Genomic DNA, 15,484 nt, shown 5'->3' on the forward strand with positions numbered 1-15,484 from the left:
CTTAGGCTTAAGTTAATGTTAGCCTTAAAAGGTATATGAGAATGATAATGAATAATTGCTTCCAGGTTTATAGCTGGTAATTGTTTCATCTGAAGTTCGGTTGTATTTTTTATTTACATCGATATCATAATATTGGGTAATTCGATTTCCTAAAATATCACCAGCATTGAACTTAATTTCACCTTTGTTTTTAATCACTTTCAATGCTAATTGTAAATCAACTACATCTCTTGGCACTTCCCAAATCTCAGGGAATAAAACACCACCGGCAACTACTAATCTCCGACCAACTCTGTTGTATAACGCGTTAAAACTTAATCTGTCTCCCAAGAAATTATGTTGTAAACCTGCATTAACAATATATGGAGCCTGACCAACCATTGGTCTATTAGTTTCTTTTAAATTGATACCAGTATTAGCGGTTTGTACTTTTGACTTAATTAGGGATAAGTTAGTATAGAAAGTAGTTTTCTTCAAGAAATCAGTTTTAGCAATGAAATCTAAATTTTTACGGAACTCAAATTCAACACCGTAAACATCTACCTTATCAGAATTGATGTAAGTAATAATTCTTGTAGAACCTGCATCCTGATTGTATGACTCGATTGCATTGTGGAATTTTTTGTAGAAACCTGATACAGAAAGGATTTGTCCGGCCTCAGGAAAGAATTCAAAGCGAAGATCGGCATTATCAATTTTAGCTTCTTTTAAGTTCGGATTACCTTGTTGTAAAGCAAGTAATTCATAGTCATAAATAGCTGCTGATGATAATTCTCTAAATTCTGGTCTTGCCAAAGTACGGTAATAAGATGCTCTTAAATTTACTTTTGGAGTTAAGCTATAAGTATAGTTTACTGATGGCAATACATCAACGTAGTTATCATTAACTGATGTTTGTGGCGTTGGAACTTTCGCATCCAAAACAACATTGAATTGCTCTACCCTAACGCCCCAAACTAATCTCGATTTTTCACCAAATTTATTATCAAGCATTAAATAACCAGCATTAGTTAGTGAATGTGCATTGTAACTATCAGCATCAGCAGAAATATCGTCTAATGAATATGCTCCACCGTTTATTGCATCAGCACCATATAATGTGCTTAAAGGACGTTGACTGATTAAATCTGCATTTGGTGCACCAGTATTGGCTCTAAAACCAACAAATCTTGCATCAAATGTTCTATCACGATAAATTGAACTTAAACCGGTTTTAAATGTAGCCAGTTGACCAAACATTTTTAATGGAAGCGTATAGTTTAAGCCACCACTAAAATTATCTTCGTTTAATTTCGAAAACAATCTAGAATTTTCTTTACTTAATGTTCCTGTACTTGCGGTATAAACATAATTTGCTGTACCTGCATCAGATGGATTTCTTTGGTAAGAAATTTTCTTCTGGTCTGGCTGATCGTTTAAAATATTAGCATAGCTTAATGACCAGTTAATTTTCGAATTATTTTCACCTAAAGCATGGTTACCTTCAATTGTAGATTTGAACAATTGTTTTTGCATTAAATCAAAAGCAAAGAATTTAATATCACGACCTCTATCGCTATTAAAACCATCTCTCGTTAAATAAGAATCGTCGTAAGCTCTGTTATAGATATTCTTAAAAGTAATTTTACTTTTTCCGTATGTATAAGCAAAGTTGGCAAGAGCGCCTAAACTTGTAGAAAATCTGTAAATATTATCATGATAATCGTAGTTTACATAATCACGAATTACATCATTATTTATAGTTTGTGCATTTCTATAAGTTAACGAGAATAAAGCCCCAAATTTATTAGTACTCTCTTTAAATTCTTTAACTCTACCTAAAGTGAATTGATAATTTTGAGTTGGTAAAGCTGTATTGTTATAAATTTTCCAATCTTGAGAAAGCGATCTCATCGCGGAGATTTGTTGCGCCGAAGTTAAACCACTGCTAATTCTGGTACGAGATGGAAAATTAGCTGGTAAAGCTTTATCGCCATTGTCAAATCCTAAATAATCTGTAGCCGTTCTTACACCGCTTTTAAAATCTTTAAATGTAGATTCTGTATTGTAACCTGTACCTACACCGAAGCTGATAAAGTTTCTGTCAGGAATATCTTTTGTATTAATTTGTATTGCTCCACCTGTAAAATCGGCTGGCAAATCTGGCGTAGCCGTTTTGCTGATAACTAAATTATCAACCAGATTGGAAGGTACAATATCAAATGAGAAAGCTTTACGGTTTGGCTCAGTACTTGGTAAAGATGAACCATCTAATGTAGCATTGTTGTAACGGTCACTCAATCCTCTGATTACAACAAATTTATTATCCTGAACAGTTGCACCACTTACTCTTTTTAAAACATCAGATGTATTTCTATCTGGTGATTTTTTAATCTGGTCGCTGGAAACACCATCAGAAATTACTGCGCTGTTTTTTTGTTTTGCATATAAAGAGTTAACAGATTCTTGTCTAAAACTTGCTTTAACAACAACCTCTCCTAAGTTTTGACCACTAGATTCACTAAGGATAACATTTAAAGATGTAGTTGTAGCACTTTTAACTTCAACATCTGAAACTTCTTTTGTTTGATACCCGATAAAAGAAAACTCTAAAGTATGTTTTCCATCGCCGATTGGTAGAACATATTTTCCGTCTACATCAGTCGAAACACCTTTGTTTGTTCCTTTAATTCTAACAGTAGCACCAATAATGGTTTCTCCTGTTTTTTTATCCGATACGGTACCTGCGATTTTTCCGGTTTGAGCATAAGAAACTATGCCGAAGAATAAAATCAGCACCGTTAATGCCGATTTTCTAAAAATTGTGATTGAGTTCAATTTGCCTACGTTTAATTTTAGGCAAAGCTATTACCACAATGTTAGCTATATGTTAGATGTTAATTAAGCTTTGTTTAGCTAAATGTTAATTTAATGTGATCGCTCAGAAGATTAATACCTTAAACCAATTTTCTTGCATATGAAGTGCAATAACCAAATCGGACCTATTAACAGGAATTTAACATCATCTAAAAAGGACGGTTTTTTACCTTCAATTTTATGTCCGATGAATTGACCAATCCACGCAATAACAAAAATAATTAAGCAAACTACCCATAATGCTAGTCCGCCAACTTTTTCCCATTGCTCCAATGCTACAATCCCATAACTCATCGCAGCAATAATTAAAAGCATGAAGTAAGAAAGAACTGGCGAAAGACGGTAATAGTAATAAATAGAAAAGGCAATTAAGAATGAGGCCCAATTCAAATACATATTGTACTTGCCTAAAAAACCGATTTGAGGAAATGGAATAGACCAAACTAACCCTAACAAACTGAAAATAATAAGTGGCACACAAATCCAATGTATTATTTCATTAGTGTGGTTGTTATGACTTTCCTGATACTTATCAAAATAAACATCAACAGGACGTTTTTGCTCAATTGTTTTGGTTTGCTTGCTCATCATGTAAAAATAAATAAAATATTTAAGAAGCGATTATTATCAGCATTTATACAATACAAATCTGCGTATATCATCTTAATCCGCGAGACAAAAAATCACTCAAAAAAATAAATTCCGTGTATTCTGTGTTTCCGTGGCAAATAAAAATCTTTATAAACACAGCCAAAAAATCAATCCAAACCTATCTATTAGCTTCCGTTGTTCCGTGGCAATCATACTTTTTTTTTCCTGCATTTTAACCTAAATCATTCAGATAGGTTAATTATAGATTGCTTCGTACCTCGCAATGACGAGATTGTTGATAATTTCAATCAATTCCCGTGTGTTTGGTGTTTCAGTGGCAAATAAAAAAAGCGATGAAAACTCATCGCTTTAAAATCTTAAAATTTATTAAATCCCTACTTCGCAAATGCTACCGAACGGGTTTCTCTAATAACCGTAACTTTAATCTGTCCCGGATAAGTCATTTCAGTTTGAATACGGGTTGAAATATCTGCGGCAAGCAATTCTGCCTGAGCATCAGTAATTCTTTCGCTTTCAACAATAACACGCAATTCTCTACCAGCTTGTATAGCAAAAGTTTTCTCAACGCCAGGATAAGAAAGTGCTAATTCTTCCAAATCTTTTAAACGTTTAATATAACTTTCTACAACTTCTCTACGTGCACCCGGACGAGCGCCTGAAATTGCATCACAAGCTTGTATAATTGGAGAAATCATCGATGTCATTTCTATTTCATCGTGGTGAGCTCCAATAGCATTACAAATTTCCGGATGCTCTTTATATTTCTCTGCCAATTGCATACCTAAAATTGCGTGTGGCAATTCAGGATTATCATCAGGCACTTTACCTATATCGTGTAGTAAACCAGCACGTTTAGCCATCTTCGCGTTTAAGCCTAGTTCTGCCGCCATTGTAGCACAGAAATTGGCAACCTCACGAGAGTGATGTAAAAGGTTTTGACCGTAAGATGAACGGTAACGCATACGTCCAACCATGCGGATAAGCTCCGGGTGTAAACCATGAATACCTAAATCGATAACTGTACGTTCACCAATTTCTACAATCTCATCTTCAATTTGCTTTTTCGTTTTAGCAACAATCTCTTCAATACGAGCTGGATGAATACGACCATCAGTTACTAAACGGTGAAGTGCTAAACGAGCAATTTCTCTTCTTACCGGGTCGAAACCTGATAAAATAATCGCTTCTGGAGTATCATCAACAATGATTTCTATACCTGTAGCAGCTTCAAGAGCACGAATATTTCTACCCTCTCTACCAATTACCCTACCTTTAATCTCATCACTTTCGATGTGAAAAATAGATACAGAGTTTTCAATAGCAGCTTCTGTAGCTGTACGTTGAATGGTTTGAATAACTACTTTTTTAGCCTCTTTACTTGCTGTTAATTTTGCTTCATCAACAATATCCTTAACCTGCATCATCGCCTGTGTACGAGCTTCCTGCTTTAAGTTTTCTACTAATTGTTCTTTAGCTTCATCAGCAGAAAGACCAGCAATAGTTTCTAATTGCTTTAAATGCTGATTTTTAAGAACCTCTACTTCTTCTTGCTTTTTGACGGCAACTTCAGTTTGTTTCTCTAAATGAACTTTTTGTTTATCTAAATCCTGTTCTTTTTTATTGTAATTTTCTAAACGCTGATTTACCGATTGCTCTTTTTGCTTGATGGTATTTTCTCGTTGGTTAATGTTGTTATTTTTAGCATTAACTTCTTGCTCATGTTCAGCTTTTAATTGCAAAAATTTCTCTTTTGCTTCTAAAAGTTTATTCTTTTTTAAAATTTCAGCATTATTCTCTGCATCTTTTAAAATTTTCTTCACTTTATTCTGTGCAGCAACTTCTTGTTGTTTAAGCAAGTTGCGTAACAGGAATCTACCAACCACAACCCCGATAGCTATACCGGCAATTAAGGCAAACACGTATCCTAATATTTCCATTTTGTATTTTATGTAAAAAAAAACCGCAACTAATTTTTAAAGTCTCATCTTTTTCAAACCTCAACTAAGCATAATTAGGGTTTAAGCCATTTTCAGATACTAATAAGCAAATGAAATCCGCCCTCTTAACCCTATAGATATTGAAGTGTTAAGTTTTATAAAATTTGAAACTCAAAAACTAGCCACGGCTATATTTTTGTGCTAATATATAGTTTTCGTATAACTCTGAAACTAGTTCAGCGTAAACGAAACATTTAAAGAACGTACCTTATTTTGAAAAGAAATCGTTTAATAAAACATCCAATTCTTCAACTTTATCGGCAACAGCAGTATCTTGGTTTTGCACCTTGTTTTCTGTTCTTAATACAGCCGTTGCATAATGCAATACTGCCATAGAAAGTAAATCCTGCTTATCTCTAACCGCATAATTTTCCTGATAGTCTTTTATGCGCTCATTAATCATTTTTGCTGCCCGTCTCACAATCTCTTCCTCTTCCATATTAACCTTTAAGGGATATATACGGTCGGAAATGGTTATTTTAATAGAGATTTCTCCCATTGTTTAGCTTAGTTTCGATTATTTTGCCTTACCTATTTTTTAAGCAATGCAATACTTTTATCTATCTCCCGCACAAAATCGTTAATTTTTTGCTTAATGTCAAGCGACTTCTCACTTGTACCCTCGATACTTTTAGCAAGTTTTGTAACCCTTAATTTTTCTTCAAGGTCTACATGTTTTCCTTTAGATGTATCGAGTGCAACTTTTAACGATTGATTCTCAAGCTTTAATAAATCATTTTCTTCCTGTAAGGCATTACACAACTCGATTATTCGTGCTGTTTTTTGTATTACCGTACCTAATTGTTCTGCAACAGAAGTCATGAATTTATTTTTAAAAATACGAAATTATATTTTATTTCCTAATTTCTGCTCCCGCTTGAGTGGTTAAATTAGCAATTAACTTCTGCATTGTATGCTCAATCTGCTTATCTGTAAGGGTTTGTTCCTCATCCTGTAAAATAAAATTTAAAGCATAAGATTTTTTTCCTTCAGGTAATTTATCACCCTCATAAACATCAAATACACCAACTTCTTTAATTAGTTTTTTATCTGTTTTAAATGCAATCCCTTTTAAAACCTCAAAGCTTATGTTTTTATCAATTAATAAAGATAAATCTCTTCTTACTTGAGGATATTTTGAAACTTCTTTGTTTACAATTTTATTCTTGCGAACAATATCTAATAGAAGCGCCCAGTCAAAATCTGCATAGAAAACCTCTGCATTTACATCAACAACTTTTCTATCTGCCTTTGTAGCAGCGCCAAAACTTACAATCGTTTTATCACCCCTGAAATATTTTATTCCATAAGCAAAGTTATCATCTGCCAAAACATCCGATTGGTAAGTTGTAATTCCTAACCTAGAAATAACGGCATCAACTGCTGCCTTTAAATTATAAAAGCTTGATGATTTAGTTTTTTGATTCCACTGCTCACTTTCAGTTGCACCAGAAATTAACAACAATAATCGTGGACGCTCAACATATTGCTCGTTGATTAAATGATAGGTTTTACCATATTCATAAAATTTAACATCAGCATTTTTACGGTTTTGATTATAAGCAACACTTTCCAAAGCAGGCATAAGCAAACTTTGGCGCATCACATTTAAATCGCTACTTAGAGGATTTAATATAAAAACAGCCTCATCAGTATTTTTAGAATAAGCCGATTTTGTTAACGAATTACACCAGATTTCAGCGTAACCATTTGCCGTAAGCATATCGGCGATTACATTTTGTGTATTTTCTTTATCCGGTTTTGAAGTGTAAGAAAGCGAAGCATTAATTTTTGAAGGGATTTCGACATTGTTATAGCCATAAATCCTTAAAACTTCTTCGGTAATATCGCACTCACGAGTCACATCAACTTTAAATGATGGAACGCGAAGAGCCAAAGTATCATCAGATGTGTTGGTTGCAGAAATACCAAGCGCTGTAATAATATGTTTAATTTCAGCCGAAGGAATATTTGCTCCTATTAATTTATTAATATTCGAGAAGCTAACTTCAAACTCGAAAGGCTTAATGTGAGTTGGATAAATATCAGAAACTGATGAAGAAATTGTGCCACCTGCTAATTCTTTAATTAAAAGTGCAGCATATTTTAATGCGGTTACCGTCATTTCAGGATCTGTACCACGCTCAAAACGGAAAGATGCATCAGTTTTTAATCCATGTCTCTTAGCCGTTTTACGAACAGAAACTGAGTTAAAATAAGCACTTTCTAAGAAGATATTTTGAGTTTCAGTATCTACACCAGATGTTTTACCACCAAACACACCAGCAATGCACATTGGCTCATCAGCATTGCAAATCATTAAATCATCTGCACTTAATTTACGCTCAACATCATCAAGCGTTAAGAAAGATGTTCCTTCTGCAACTTTTTTAACAATTACTTTTCCGCCAGTAATTTTATCAGCATCAAAAGCATGTAGCGGTTGGCCCAAGCCATGTAAAACATAATTAGTAATGTCTACAATGTTGTTAATCGGTCTTAACCCAATAACTTTTAATTTATCTTTTAACCAATCCTGAGAATCTTTTACAGTTACGCCTGAGATGGTTACACTGCTGTACCGCGGACAAGCCTCTAAATCTTCAACCTCAACAGGAATAACCAAATTTTCGTTTTCTGTTTTGAAAGCAGATAAATCCGGCATCTCAAATTCACTTCTGAAATAAGCGGCCAAATCTCTTGCAACACCTAAATGCGAAGCTGCATCAGCACGGTTTGGAGTTAATCCGATTTCAAAAACGAAATCATCATCCATTTGAAAATGTTCCTTTGCTAAAATCCCAATCTGAGTTTCAAAAGGCAGAATCATAATTCCATCGTGAGATTTCCCTAAACCGATTTCATCTTCAGCGCAAATCATACCCTGAGAAACTTCTCCCCTGATTTTAGATTCTTTAATTTTAAAAGGCTCTCCTTCTAAAGGATAAACAGTTGTTCCAACCGTTGCAACAACAACTTTTTGGCCTGCACCAACATTTGGAGCACCACAAACAATTTGAAGATTTTCTTTTCCGCCAACATTTACGGTTGTAACACGCAAACGATCGGCATTTGGATGTTGTACACAGGTTAAAACTTCGCCAATTACCAAGCCTTCTAAACCACCAACAACAGGTTGTACTTTATCTACACTTTCTACTTCTAAACCAACATTTGTTAGAATGAGCGAAAGTTCTTGTGGTGTTTTATCTATCTGAATGAATTGCTTTAACCAGTTGTATGATATTTTCATCTTTTAGTATCAAGTAGCGAGTATCAAGTCTCAAGACTTATCCTGATTGATAATCAAATTTTATAAAACGCAAAGATATTATTTAAAGGTTAAAGCAGAAAGCTTATCTGGAAATCTTAATGTAATAAATACGACTTAAATTTTCATTATAATTATAGTAAGAATATTTCCTACATATCCCTACCGTCATCTCGAATGGAGTGTACTCCAGATCCTTCGGGAGAGAGATCTTTGAACGATGAAAACCCTATCGAAAGATTTCTCCACTACGGTCGAAATGACTACCATAACCAATATCCGCGAGTATCAGCGCAATCTGCGGGAAAAAATTAGAATGCGCCCTTTAAAACCAAAGACGAACAAAAACAGGTAAATGATCTGAAGGATATCTTTTATCTTTGCTATCACTCAAAACTGCAAATTTTTGAACTTTGAATCCTTTATTTACAAAGACATAATCGATTCTATTTTTCAATTCACTGTTAAAATCGAAAGCATTAAAAGTTCCATTCGGTCCATAAGGAGGTTCAACAGTAATTTCTTTAGCATCTTGAAGGAAAGACTTTATAGTTGAAATCGCTTCGGTTTCTGGCGTAACATTTAAATCACCGGTATAAATTACAGGCAACTTTGGAGCAATTTCCTGTATCTTTTGTTTTATCAGTTTCGCAGATTCAATTCTGGCCTTAACACCAACATGGTCGTAATGCGTATTGAAAACAATAAATTCCTTTTTGTTTATTTTATCGTATAATTTTACCCAACTGCAAACCCTCGGTAAAACTGCATCCCATCCCTTTGAAGGCACGCCAGGTGTCTCTGACAACCAAAAAGTACCTCCATCTTTTTTTGTGAACCTTGTTTTATCAAAAAACACAGCCGAAAATTCACCTTTACGATTTCCATCATCTCTGCCAACACCAACAAAATCGAAATTTGAATTTTCTAGTAAATCATCAAACTGATCAGCCAGTGCTTCCTGCACACACAAAATATCTGCATCATGAAATTTAACTAACGCTTTAACATTATCCTTACGGTTTGGCCAGGCATTTACACCATCGCCTGGATTATTATACCTTATATTATAAGTAATTACGTTTATAGGCAAACTCCCTTTTTGAGCAAAAGTGCTGCTAAATATAAAAAGGCAAATTAGAGATGTTACTAAGTTTTTCATTTGGCCAAATTACAAAATTGTTCATTTGTAATATTGATTTTATGTTAAGTAACAATTGTTTTATCCTTAAATAATGCCTTCATCCCTATAACTATAATAACCATTATCAGTAAAAATTAGATGATCGATAATGGGTAGACTAAGCAAACTACCTGAAGCAACCATATTAGATGTTAACTTATTGTCACTATCGCTCGGTTTTAAATTACCGGATGGATGGTTGTGTGCCAACACAATGTAAGCTGCATTATGCTCTAAAGCAACTTTGAAAATAATTTTCGGATCGGCAACCGTTCCCGCTTGTCCGCCTTTACTTATTAAGTGCTTACCAATAATTTTATTAGAGCGGTTAAGCAGTAAAATCCAGAATTCTTCGTGATTTAAATGAGCAAAAGTTTGAAGAAGATATTTGTAAACATCTGTTGATGTTGAGACTTGTATAACATCATCTACTGGAGTTTCTTTTCTGCGCAAACCCAATTCGAGTGCAGCAACAATAGAAATTGCTTTAGCTTCTCCAATACCTTTGAATTTTGAGAGTTCGGATATTGAAGCTTTCCCTAATTTGGTTAGATTATTCTGAAAGGAGTTTAGTATCCGCTTACTTAAATCTACAGCGGTTTCATTTTTATTACCTGATCCAATTAATATCGCGATAAGTTCTGCATCTGTTAAATACCTCCTGCCATTCACGAGTAATTTTTCTCTAGGTCTATCTTCTTCAGCCCAAAGTTTAATACCTAATTTCTGATCGTAGTTATCCATAATTTTTCACAAAAAAAGGCATCCCAACTTTTGGTTGGGATGCCTTTTACTAATATCGTAAAAAATTAGCTTATTTTAAACCGTTAACGAATTTCGTTAATTTTGATTTATTGTTAGCTGCTTTGTTTTTATGAATAACGTTTTTCTTAGCTAAACGATCTAACATAGAAATTACTTTCGGCAATAAATCTGATGCAGATTTTTTATCTTCAGCTGCACGTAATCTTTTAATAAAAGTACGTGTAGTTTTTGCCTGATATCTGTTACGTAAACGTTTTGTAGCGTTTGCTCTAATTCTTTTTAATGAAGATTTATGATTTGCCATTGTAATTTAGCCTTTATTTTTTTCTTAATCGTTTCCTATAATTCGGGTTGCAAATATAGGATTTATGTTTTTAAATAACAAAACACTTTTAACTTTTTTATTATATTTTTTTATACCCTATTTGCTTGCGCAAAAATAAGCATTTATTTCTACATCAGATTTATACGAGTAGATAATTAAAATTGTTTCTATTAAACCTGCCCAAAAATGTTATTTTTGATGAAAACGAATTTTTAGTGAAAAAACGAATAGCCATATTTGCTTCAGGTTCGGGCTCAAACGCCCAAAAACTAATGGAGCATTTTAAGAGAAGCACCGATACAGAAATTTCATTAGTATTAACTAATAATGCAGATGCTTATGTTTTACAGCGAGCTGATAATTTCGAAATTCCAAGCCATATTTTTGATAAAAACGAATTTTACAAAACCGATGAAATAATAGATCTCTTAAAAAATCTAGATATAGATCTTATTGTTCTTGCAGGTTTTCTTTGGCTTGTACCTAAAAATCTAGTTGCGGCATACCCTGGTAGAATCGTAAATATACACCCCGCCATCCTACCAAAATTTGGAGGCAAAGGCATGTATGGCGATAATGTGCATAATGCCGTTATAGCCGCAGGTGAACCAGAAGGAGGCATAACCATTCATTATGTAAACGAAAATTACGATGAAGGTGAATACATTTATCAGGCAAGATATAAAATTGATAAAAACGACAATCTGGAAATGGTTAAGTTTAAAGGGCAACAACTCGAACATTTACACTACCCAAGAATTATAGAGAGTATTGTTAAAAAAATCAAAAAGTAAATTTTTGTCTTCTTAAGAGGAACAAAAAAAACGCTAAATAATTCTCTATTTTTTGATATAGGTAAGTTATTTTTAACTAAAACAGAAACAGCTAATTTGGAATTAGCTGTTTGTTGGAAATAATTACTGCTTTGTAATCGTAAACTCTGTTCTTCTATTTAATTGATGATCTGCTTCGCTGCATATTACACCATTGCTACATTTATTTACATGCTTGGTTTCGCCATATCCCTTCGCAGTTATAAGGCTTTTCTCAATACCATTATCAATAATATATTGTACAGCTGAATTCGCTCTGCTTTGAGATATCCATTGATGATATTTGTCTCTGCCCCCGTGAAACACCAGCCGATAGAAAAAAAATGCTTCCAGATCACGAATCGACGCTTTATACTTTCCCACAAATTGGCGATAAAAATTTGAGTTGATTATTTGAGCTTGCTTGTACAATTAAGTTATTAATACGATTAAACTTAGCAACTTGGAAATTAAGAAGCACATTACAAGCCAACCTCCAGATATGATAATCTATTTTTTATAGATACCATACAAAAAAAACATTCTGAATTAGTACCTTTGCGGCTCAAAATCTACAGTAAAATGAGTCAACCCATTAAAATCAAAAACGCTTTAATTTCAGTATATTATAAAGATGGTTTAGCGCCATTAGTTGAGTTGCTTGCCAAGCAAGGTGTTCAATTATTTTCTACTGGAGGCACAGAACAATTTATTAAAGATTTAAACCTGCCAGTTACAGCGGTTGAAGATTTAACGGGTTACCCATCTATTTTGGGTGGTAGAGTTAAAACTTTACACCCGAAAGTATTTGGTGGTATTTTAAATCGTAGAGGTTTAGATGGCGATAAACAACAAATTGCTGAATATGAAATTCCGGAAATAGACTTGGTTATTGTTGATTTATATCCGTTTGAAGAAACTGTTAAAGGTGGTGGTACGCCAGAAGAAATTATCGAAAAGATTGATATCGGTGGAATTTCTTTAATTCGTGCAGCAGCTAAAAACTTTAACGATGTGGTAATTATAGCATCGAAAAACGATTACCCAACTTTACAAGCTCAATTAGAAGCTCAAAATGGCAAGACCACTTTAGCTCAACGTAAATCGTTTGCTAAAACAGCTTTCCATACTTCTTCTCATTACGATACAGCAATTTTCAACTATTTTAATCTGGAAGAACCGCTTGACGTTTTCAAACAAAGTGTAACTGAAGCTAAAACTTTGCGTTATGGCGAAAACCCTCATCAAGGTGGCGTATTTTATGGCGATTTGGATGCAATGTTTACCAAATTAAACGGCAAAGAACTTTCATATAATAATCTAGTTGATGTTGATGCGGCCGTTGCTTTAATTGATGAATTTGAGGAGCCAACTTTTGCAATTTTAAAACACACAAATGCTTGCGGTATCGCTTCTCGTTCAACTGTGAAACAAGCCTGGATTGATGCATTAGCTTGCGATCCGGTTTCTGCTTTTGGCGGCGTATTAATTACTAACCGCGAAGTTGATTTAGCAACTGCTGAAGAAATTAACAACTTATTTTTCGAAGTTTTAATTGCACCTTCTTATCAGGCTGAAGCGATTGAGTTATTCAGTAAAAAGAAAAACCGTGTTATTTTACAGCGTAATGAAGTAGAATTGAGCAAAAAACAATTCAAAACTTTATTAAACGGTGTAATTGAACAAGATAAAGATTTGATTATCGAAGGTCCGGAGCTGATGACAACGGTAACTGAAAAAGCGCCAACTGCACAAGAATTAAAGGATTTATATTTCGCTAATAAAATTGTGAAACATACTAAATCAAACACCATAGTTTTGGTTAAGGATGATGTATTAATATCTAGTGGTGTTGGTCAAACTAGCCGCGTTGATGCTTTAAGACAGGCAATTGAAAAAGCTGCTTCTTTTGGATTTAGCATTAAAGGCGCTTCGATGGCATCAGATGCATTTTTCCCTTTCCCTGATTGTGTTGAAATTGCTGCCGATGCTGGAATTGCAGCTATTTTACAACCAGGTGGTTCGATTAAAGATGCAGATTCGGTTGCAAAAGCAAATGAAAAAAGTATTGCAATGGTAACTACTGGTGTAAGACATTTTAAACATTAAGCGGAAAGATTAAAGTTAAAAGCTGAAAGGTTTAAAGTTTAGCAGATCTGTCATCCTGAGCTTGTCCAAGGACACTAGTTAGAGTTTAGGTCAGTTGCTTAGGATTACACTCATGCTCGTCATTGCGAGGTACGAAGCAATCTTAAAGCGCTAGAAATCTTTAGTAGTAGGATTGTTTCGTACCTCGCAATGACGATAGTTTTATAAAGGGGGGAGGATTTTTTGCAGCACCAAACCCGAGTAAAATAAAGCCGATTGAAGTGGATCCCGATTTTTCATCTGGAGAAACGAAAAGCGGAACTGATTTACCTAAGGATTACAGGTTTTGATTTTCAAAATATTTTAATTGCAACAAATCAATTAAATGAGGGATGAAAATAAAACTTAAAACAATAAAAAAGCTATTTTTACATTAGGAATAGTATAGATTTAACAAAATTAAAATAAAGACACCTTTTACATGGGATTATTTAACTGGTTTACGCAAGAAGTTGCCATTGATTTAGGCACTGCGAATACCCTAATTATACATAACGACAAAGTTGTGGTAGATGAGCCATCTATTGTAGCTTTCGATCGTACTACAAATAAAGTTATTGCTATCGGCCGTCAGGCGATGCAAATGGAGGGTAAAACCCACGATAATATTAAAACCGTTCGCCCATTAAAAGATGGTGTAATTGCTGATTTCAACGCTGCTGAAGCAATGATTAAAGGCATGATTAGAATGTTGAACGGTGGTAAAGGCTGGATGTTTCCATCATTACGTATGGTAATTTGTATTCCATCAGGTATTACTGAGGTAGAAAAACGTGCTGTGCGTGACTCTGCTGAAATTGCCGGCGCTAAAGAAGTTTACTTAATTCACGAGCCGATGGCTGCTGCAGTTGGTATTGGAATTGATGTAGAAGAACCGATGGGAAACATGATTATCGATATCGGTGGTGGTACTACTGAAATTGCAGTTATAGCTCTATCTGGTATTGTTTGCGATCAATCTATCCGCGTTGCGGGAGACAATTTCGATTCGGACATTGTGAATTACATTCGCCGTCAACACAATATTATGATTGGCGACCGTACTGCTGAGAAAATAAAAATTGAAGTTGGTGCAGCCTTACCTGAGTTACAGGATGCGCCTGCTGATTTTGCAGTTCAAGGTCGTGATTTAATGACTGGTGTACCTAAGCAAATTACGGTTTCTTATACTGAGATTGCACACTGTTTAGATAAATCGATTTCAAAAATTGAGGAAGCAATTTTAAAAGCGTTAGAGATTACTCCTCCTGAATTATCAGCAGATATTTACCAAACCGGTATTTATTTAACTGGTGGTGGTGCATTATTAAGAGGCTTAGACAAACGTGTTGCCGCTAAAACTAAATTACCTGTTCACGTTGCAGAAGATCCACTTCGTGCGGTAGTTAGAGGAACTGGTATTGCCCTTAAAAACATTGGTAATTATAAATTCTTAATGCAGTAATCAAGTTTTACGTTGTAAGTTTTACGTTTTACGTTTTTGACTTACAACGTATTACCTATAACTTAGAACCT

At 34.4% G+C, this 15,484-nt stretch carries 13 protein-coding genes; 3 read left to right on the forward strand and 10 right to left on the reverse strand.

Annotated features, from left to right (window positions below; translation table 11 throughout):
* Positions 1-24: 24 nt before the first annotated feature.
* From ACO05K_RS11120 to rpsT, 9 genes are all read right to left on the reverse strand, one after another.
* The gene (locus ACO05K_RS11120; RefSeq protein ID WP_421944503.1) at positions 25-2,817 is read right to left on the reverse strand and encodes a TonB-dependent receptor domain-containing protein; all 2,793 of its coding nucleotides are present in this window, start codon (positions 2,815-2,817) and stop codon (positions 25-27) included.
* Positions 2,818-2,928: 111 nt separating this feature from the next.
* Positions 2,929-3,444: a DUF962 domain-containing protein gene (locus ACO05K_RS11125; protein ID WP_421946294.1), complete on the reverse strand. Its 516-nt coding sequence runs from the start codon at positions 3,442-3,444 to the stop codon at positions 2,929-2,931.
* A 398-nt stretch (positions 3,445-3,842) separates the two neighbouring features.
* Positions 3,843-5,405 (reverse strand): ribonuclease Y, encoded by a 1,563-nt coding sequence (gene rny, locus ACO05K_RS11130; protein ID WP_421944504.1) that lies wholly within the window; start codon positions 5,403-5,405, stop codon positions 3,843-3,845.
* A gap of 268 nt (positions 5,406-5,673) precedes the next feature.
* Positions 5,674-5,964, reverse strand: coding sequence for a cell division protein ZapA (locus ACO05K_RS11135; RefSeq protein WP_231462488.1), 291 nt, complete (start codon positions 5,962-5,964; stop codon positions 5,674-5,676).
* A 32-nt stretch (positions 5,965-5,996) separates the two neighbouring features.
* Positions 5,997-6,287: a hypothetical protein gene (locus ACO05K_RS11140; RefSeq protein ID WP_421944505.1), complete on the reverse strand. Its 291-nt coding sequence runs from the start codon at positions 6,285-6,287 to the stop codon at positions 5,997-5,999.
* Between the two features lie 31 nt (positions 6,288-6,318).
* Complete coding sequence (gene pheT, locus ACO05K_RS11145) at positions 6,319-8,718, reverse strand: phenylalanine--tRNA ligase subunit beta (protein WP_421944506.1); 2,400 nt, start codon at positions 8,716-8,718, stop codon at positions 6,319-6,321.
* Between the two features lie 343 nt (positions 8,719-9,061).
* Entirely contained in the window at positions 9,062-9,898 is an 837-nt protein-coding gene (locus tag ACO05K_RS11150) for an endonuclease/exonuclease/phosphatase family protein (protein ID WP_421944507.1), read from the reverse strand.
* A gap of 66 nt (positions 9,899-9,964) precedes the next feature.
* Positions 9,965-10,663: a RadC family protein gene (radC, locus tag ACO05K_RS11155; protein WP_421944508.1), complete on the reverse strand. Its 699-nt coding sequence runs from the start codon at positions 10,661-10,663 to the stop codon at positions 9,965-9,967.
* A gap of 70 nt (positions 10,664-10,733) precedes the next feature.
* Positions 10,734-10,988: a 30S ribosomal protein S20 gene (gene rpsT / locus ACO05K_RS11160; RefSeq protein WP_187593711.1), complete on the reverse strand. Its 255-nt coding sequence runs from the start codon at positions 10,986-10,988 to the stop codon at positions 10,734-10,736.
* A 236-nt stretch (positions 10,989-11,224) separates the two neighbouring features.
* On the opposite strand from rpsT, the gene ACO05K_RS11165 reads away from it, so the two are divergent.
* On the forward strand, positions 11,225-11,803 hold the full coding sequence (locus tag ACO05K_RS11165; protein WP_421944509.1) for a phosphoribosylglycinamide formyltransferase: 579 nt from the start codon (positions 11,225-11,227) through the stop codon (positions 11,801-11,803).
* Between the two features lie 123 nt (positions 11,804-11,926).
* Here ACO05K_RS11165 and ACO05K_RS11170 read toward each other — a convergent pair whose 3' ends face one another.
* A complete protein-coding gene (locus tag ACO05K_RS11170; RefSeq protein WP_421944510.1) occupies positions 11,927-12,205 on the reverse strand; it encodes an OmpA family protein in 279 nt (92 codons plus the stop codon).
* Positions 12,206-12,403: 198 nt separating this feature from the next.
* On the opposite strand from ACO05K_RS11170, the gene purH reads away from it, so the two are divergent.
* Both purH and ACO05K_RS11180 read left to right on the forward strand, forming a co-directional pair.
* Entirely contained in the window at positions 12,404-13,930 is a 1,527-nt protein-coding gene (gene purH / locus ACO05K_RS11175) for a bifunctional phosphoribosylaminoimidazolecarboxamide formyltransferase/IMP cyclohydrolase (protein WP_421944511.1), read from the forward strand.
* A gap of 460 nt (positions 13,931-14,390) precedes the next feature.
* Positions 14,391-15,413, forward strand: coding sequence for a rod shape-determining protein (locus tag ACO05K_RS11180; protein WP_421944512.1), 1,023 nt, complete (start codon positions 14,391-14,393; stop codon positions 15,411-15,413).
* The last annotated feature ends 71 nt before the right edge of the window (positions 15,414-15,484 follow it).

This window comes from Pedobacter sp., from assembly GCF_965227205.1.
GTDB lineage: Bacteria > Bacteroidota > Bacteroidia > Sphingobacteriales > Sphingobacteriaceae > Pedobacter.

Coding starts and splice junctions, on each gene's coding strand:
- ACO05K_RS11125 (WP_421946294.1), bottom strand. CDS start 3,444: ATGAGCAAGCAAACCAAAACAATTGAGCAAAAACGTCCTGTTGATGTT.
- rny (WP_421944504.1), bottom strand. CDS start 5,405: ATGGAAATATTAGGATACGTGTTTGCCTTAATTGCCGGTATAGCTATC.
- ACO05K_RS11135 (WP_231462488.1), bottom strand. CDS start 5,964: ATGGGAGAAATCTCTATTAAAATAACCATTTCCGACCGTATATATCCC.
- ACO05K_RS11140 (WP_421944505.1), bottom strand. CDS start 6,287: ATGACTTCTGTTGCAGAACAATTAGGTACGGTAATACAAAAAACAGCA.
- pheT (WP_421944506.1), bottom strand. CDS start 8,718: ATGAAAATATCATACAACTGGTTAAAGCAATTCATTCAGATAGATAAA.
- ACO05K_RS11150 (WP_421944507.1), bottom strand. CDS start 9,898: ATGAAAAACTTAGTAACATCTCTAATTTGCCTTTTTATATTTAGCAGC.
- radC (WP_421944508.1), bottom strand. CDS start 10,663: ATGGATAACTACGATCAGAAATTAGGTATTAAACTTTGGGCTGAAGAA.
- rpsT (WP_187593711.1), bottom strand. CDS start 10,988: ATGGCAAATCATAAATCTTCATTAAAAAGAATTAGAGCAAACGCTACA.
- purH (WP_421944511.1), top strand. CDS start 12,404: ATGAGTCAACCCATTAAAATCAAAAACGCTTTAATTTCAGTATATTAT.
- ACO05K_RS11180 (WP_421944512.1), top strand. CDS start 14,391: ATGGGATTATTTAACTGGTTTACGCAAGAAGTTGCCATTGATTTAGGC.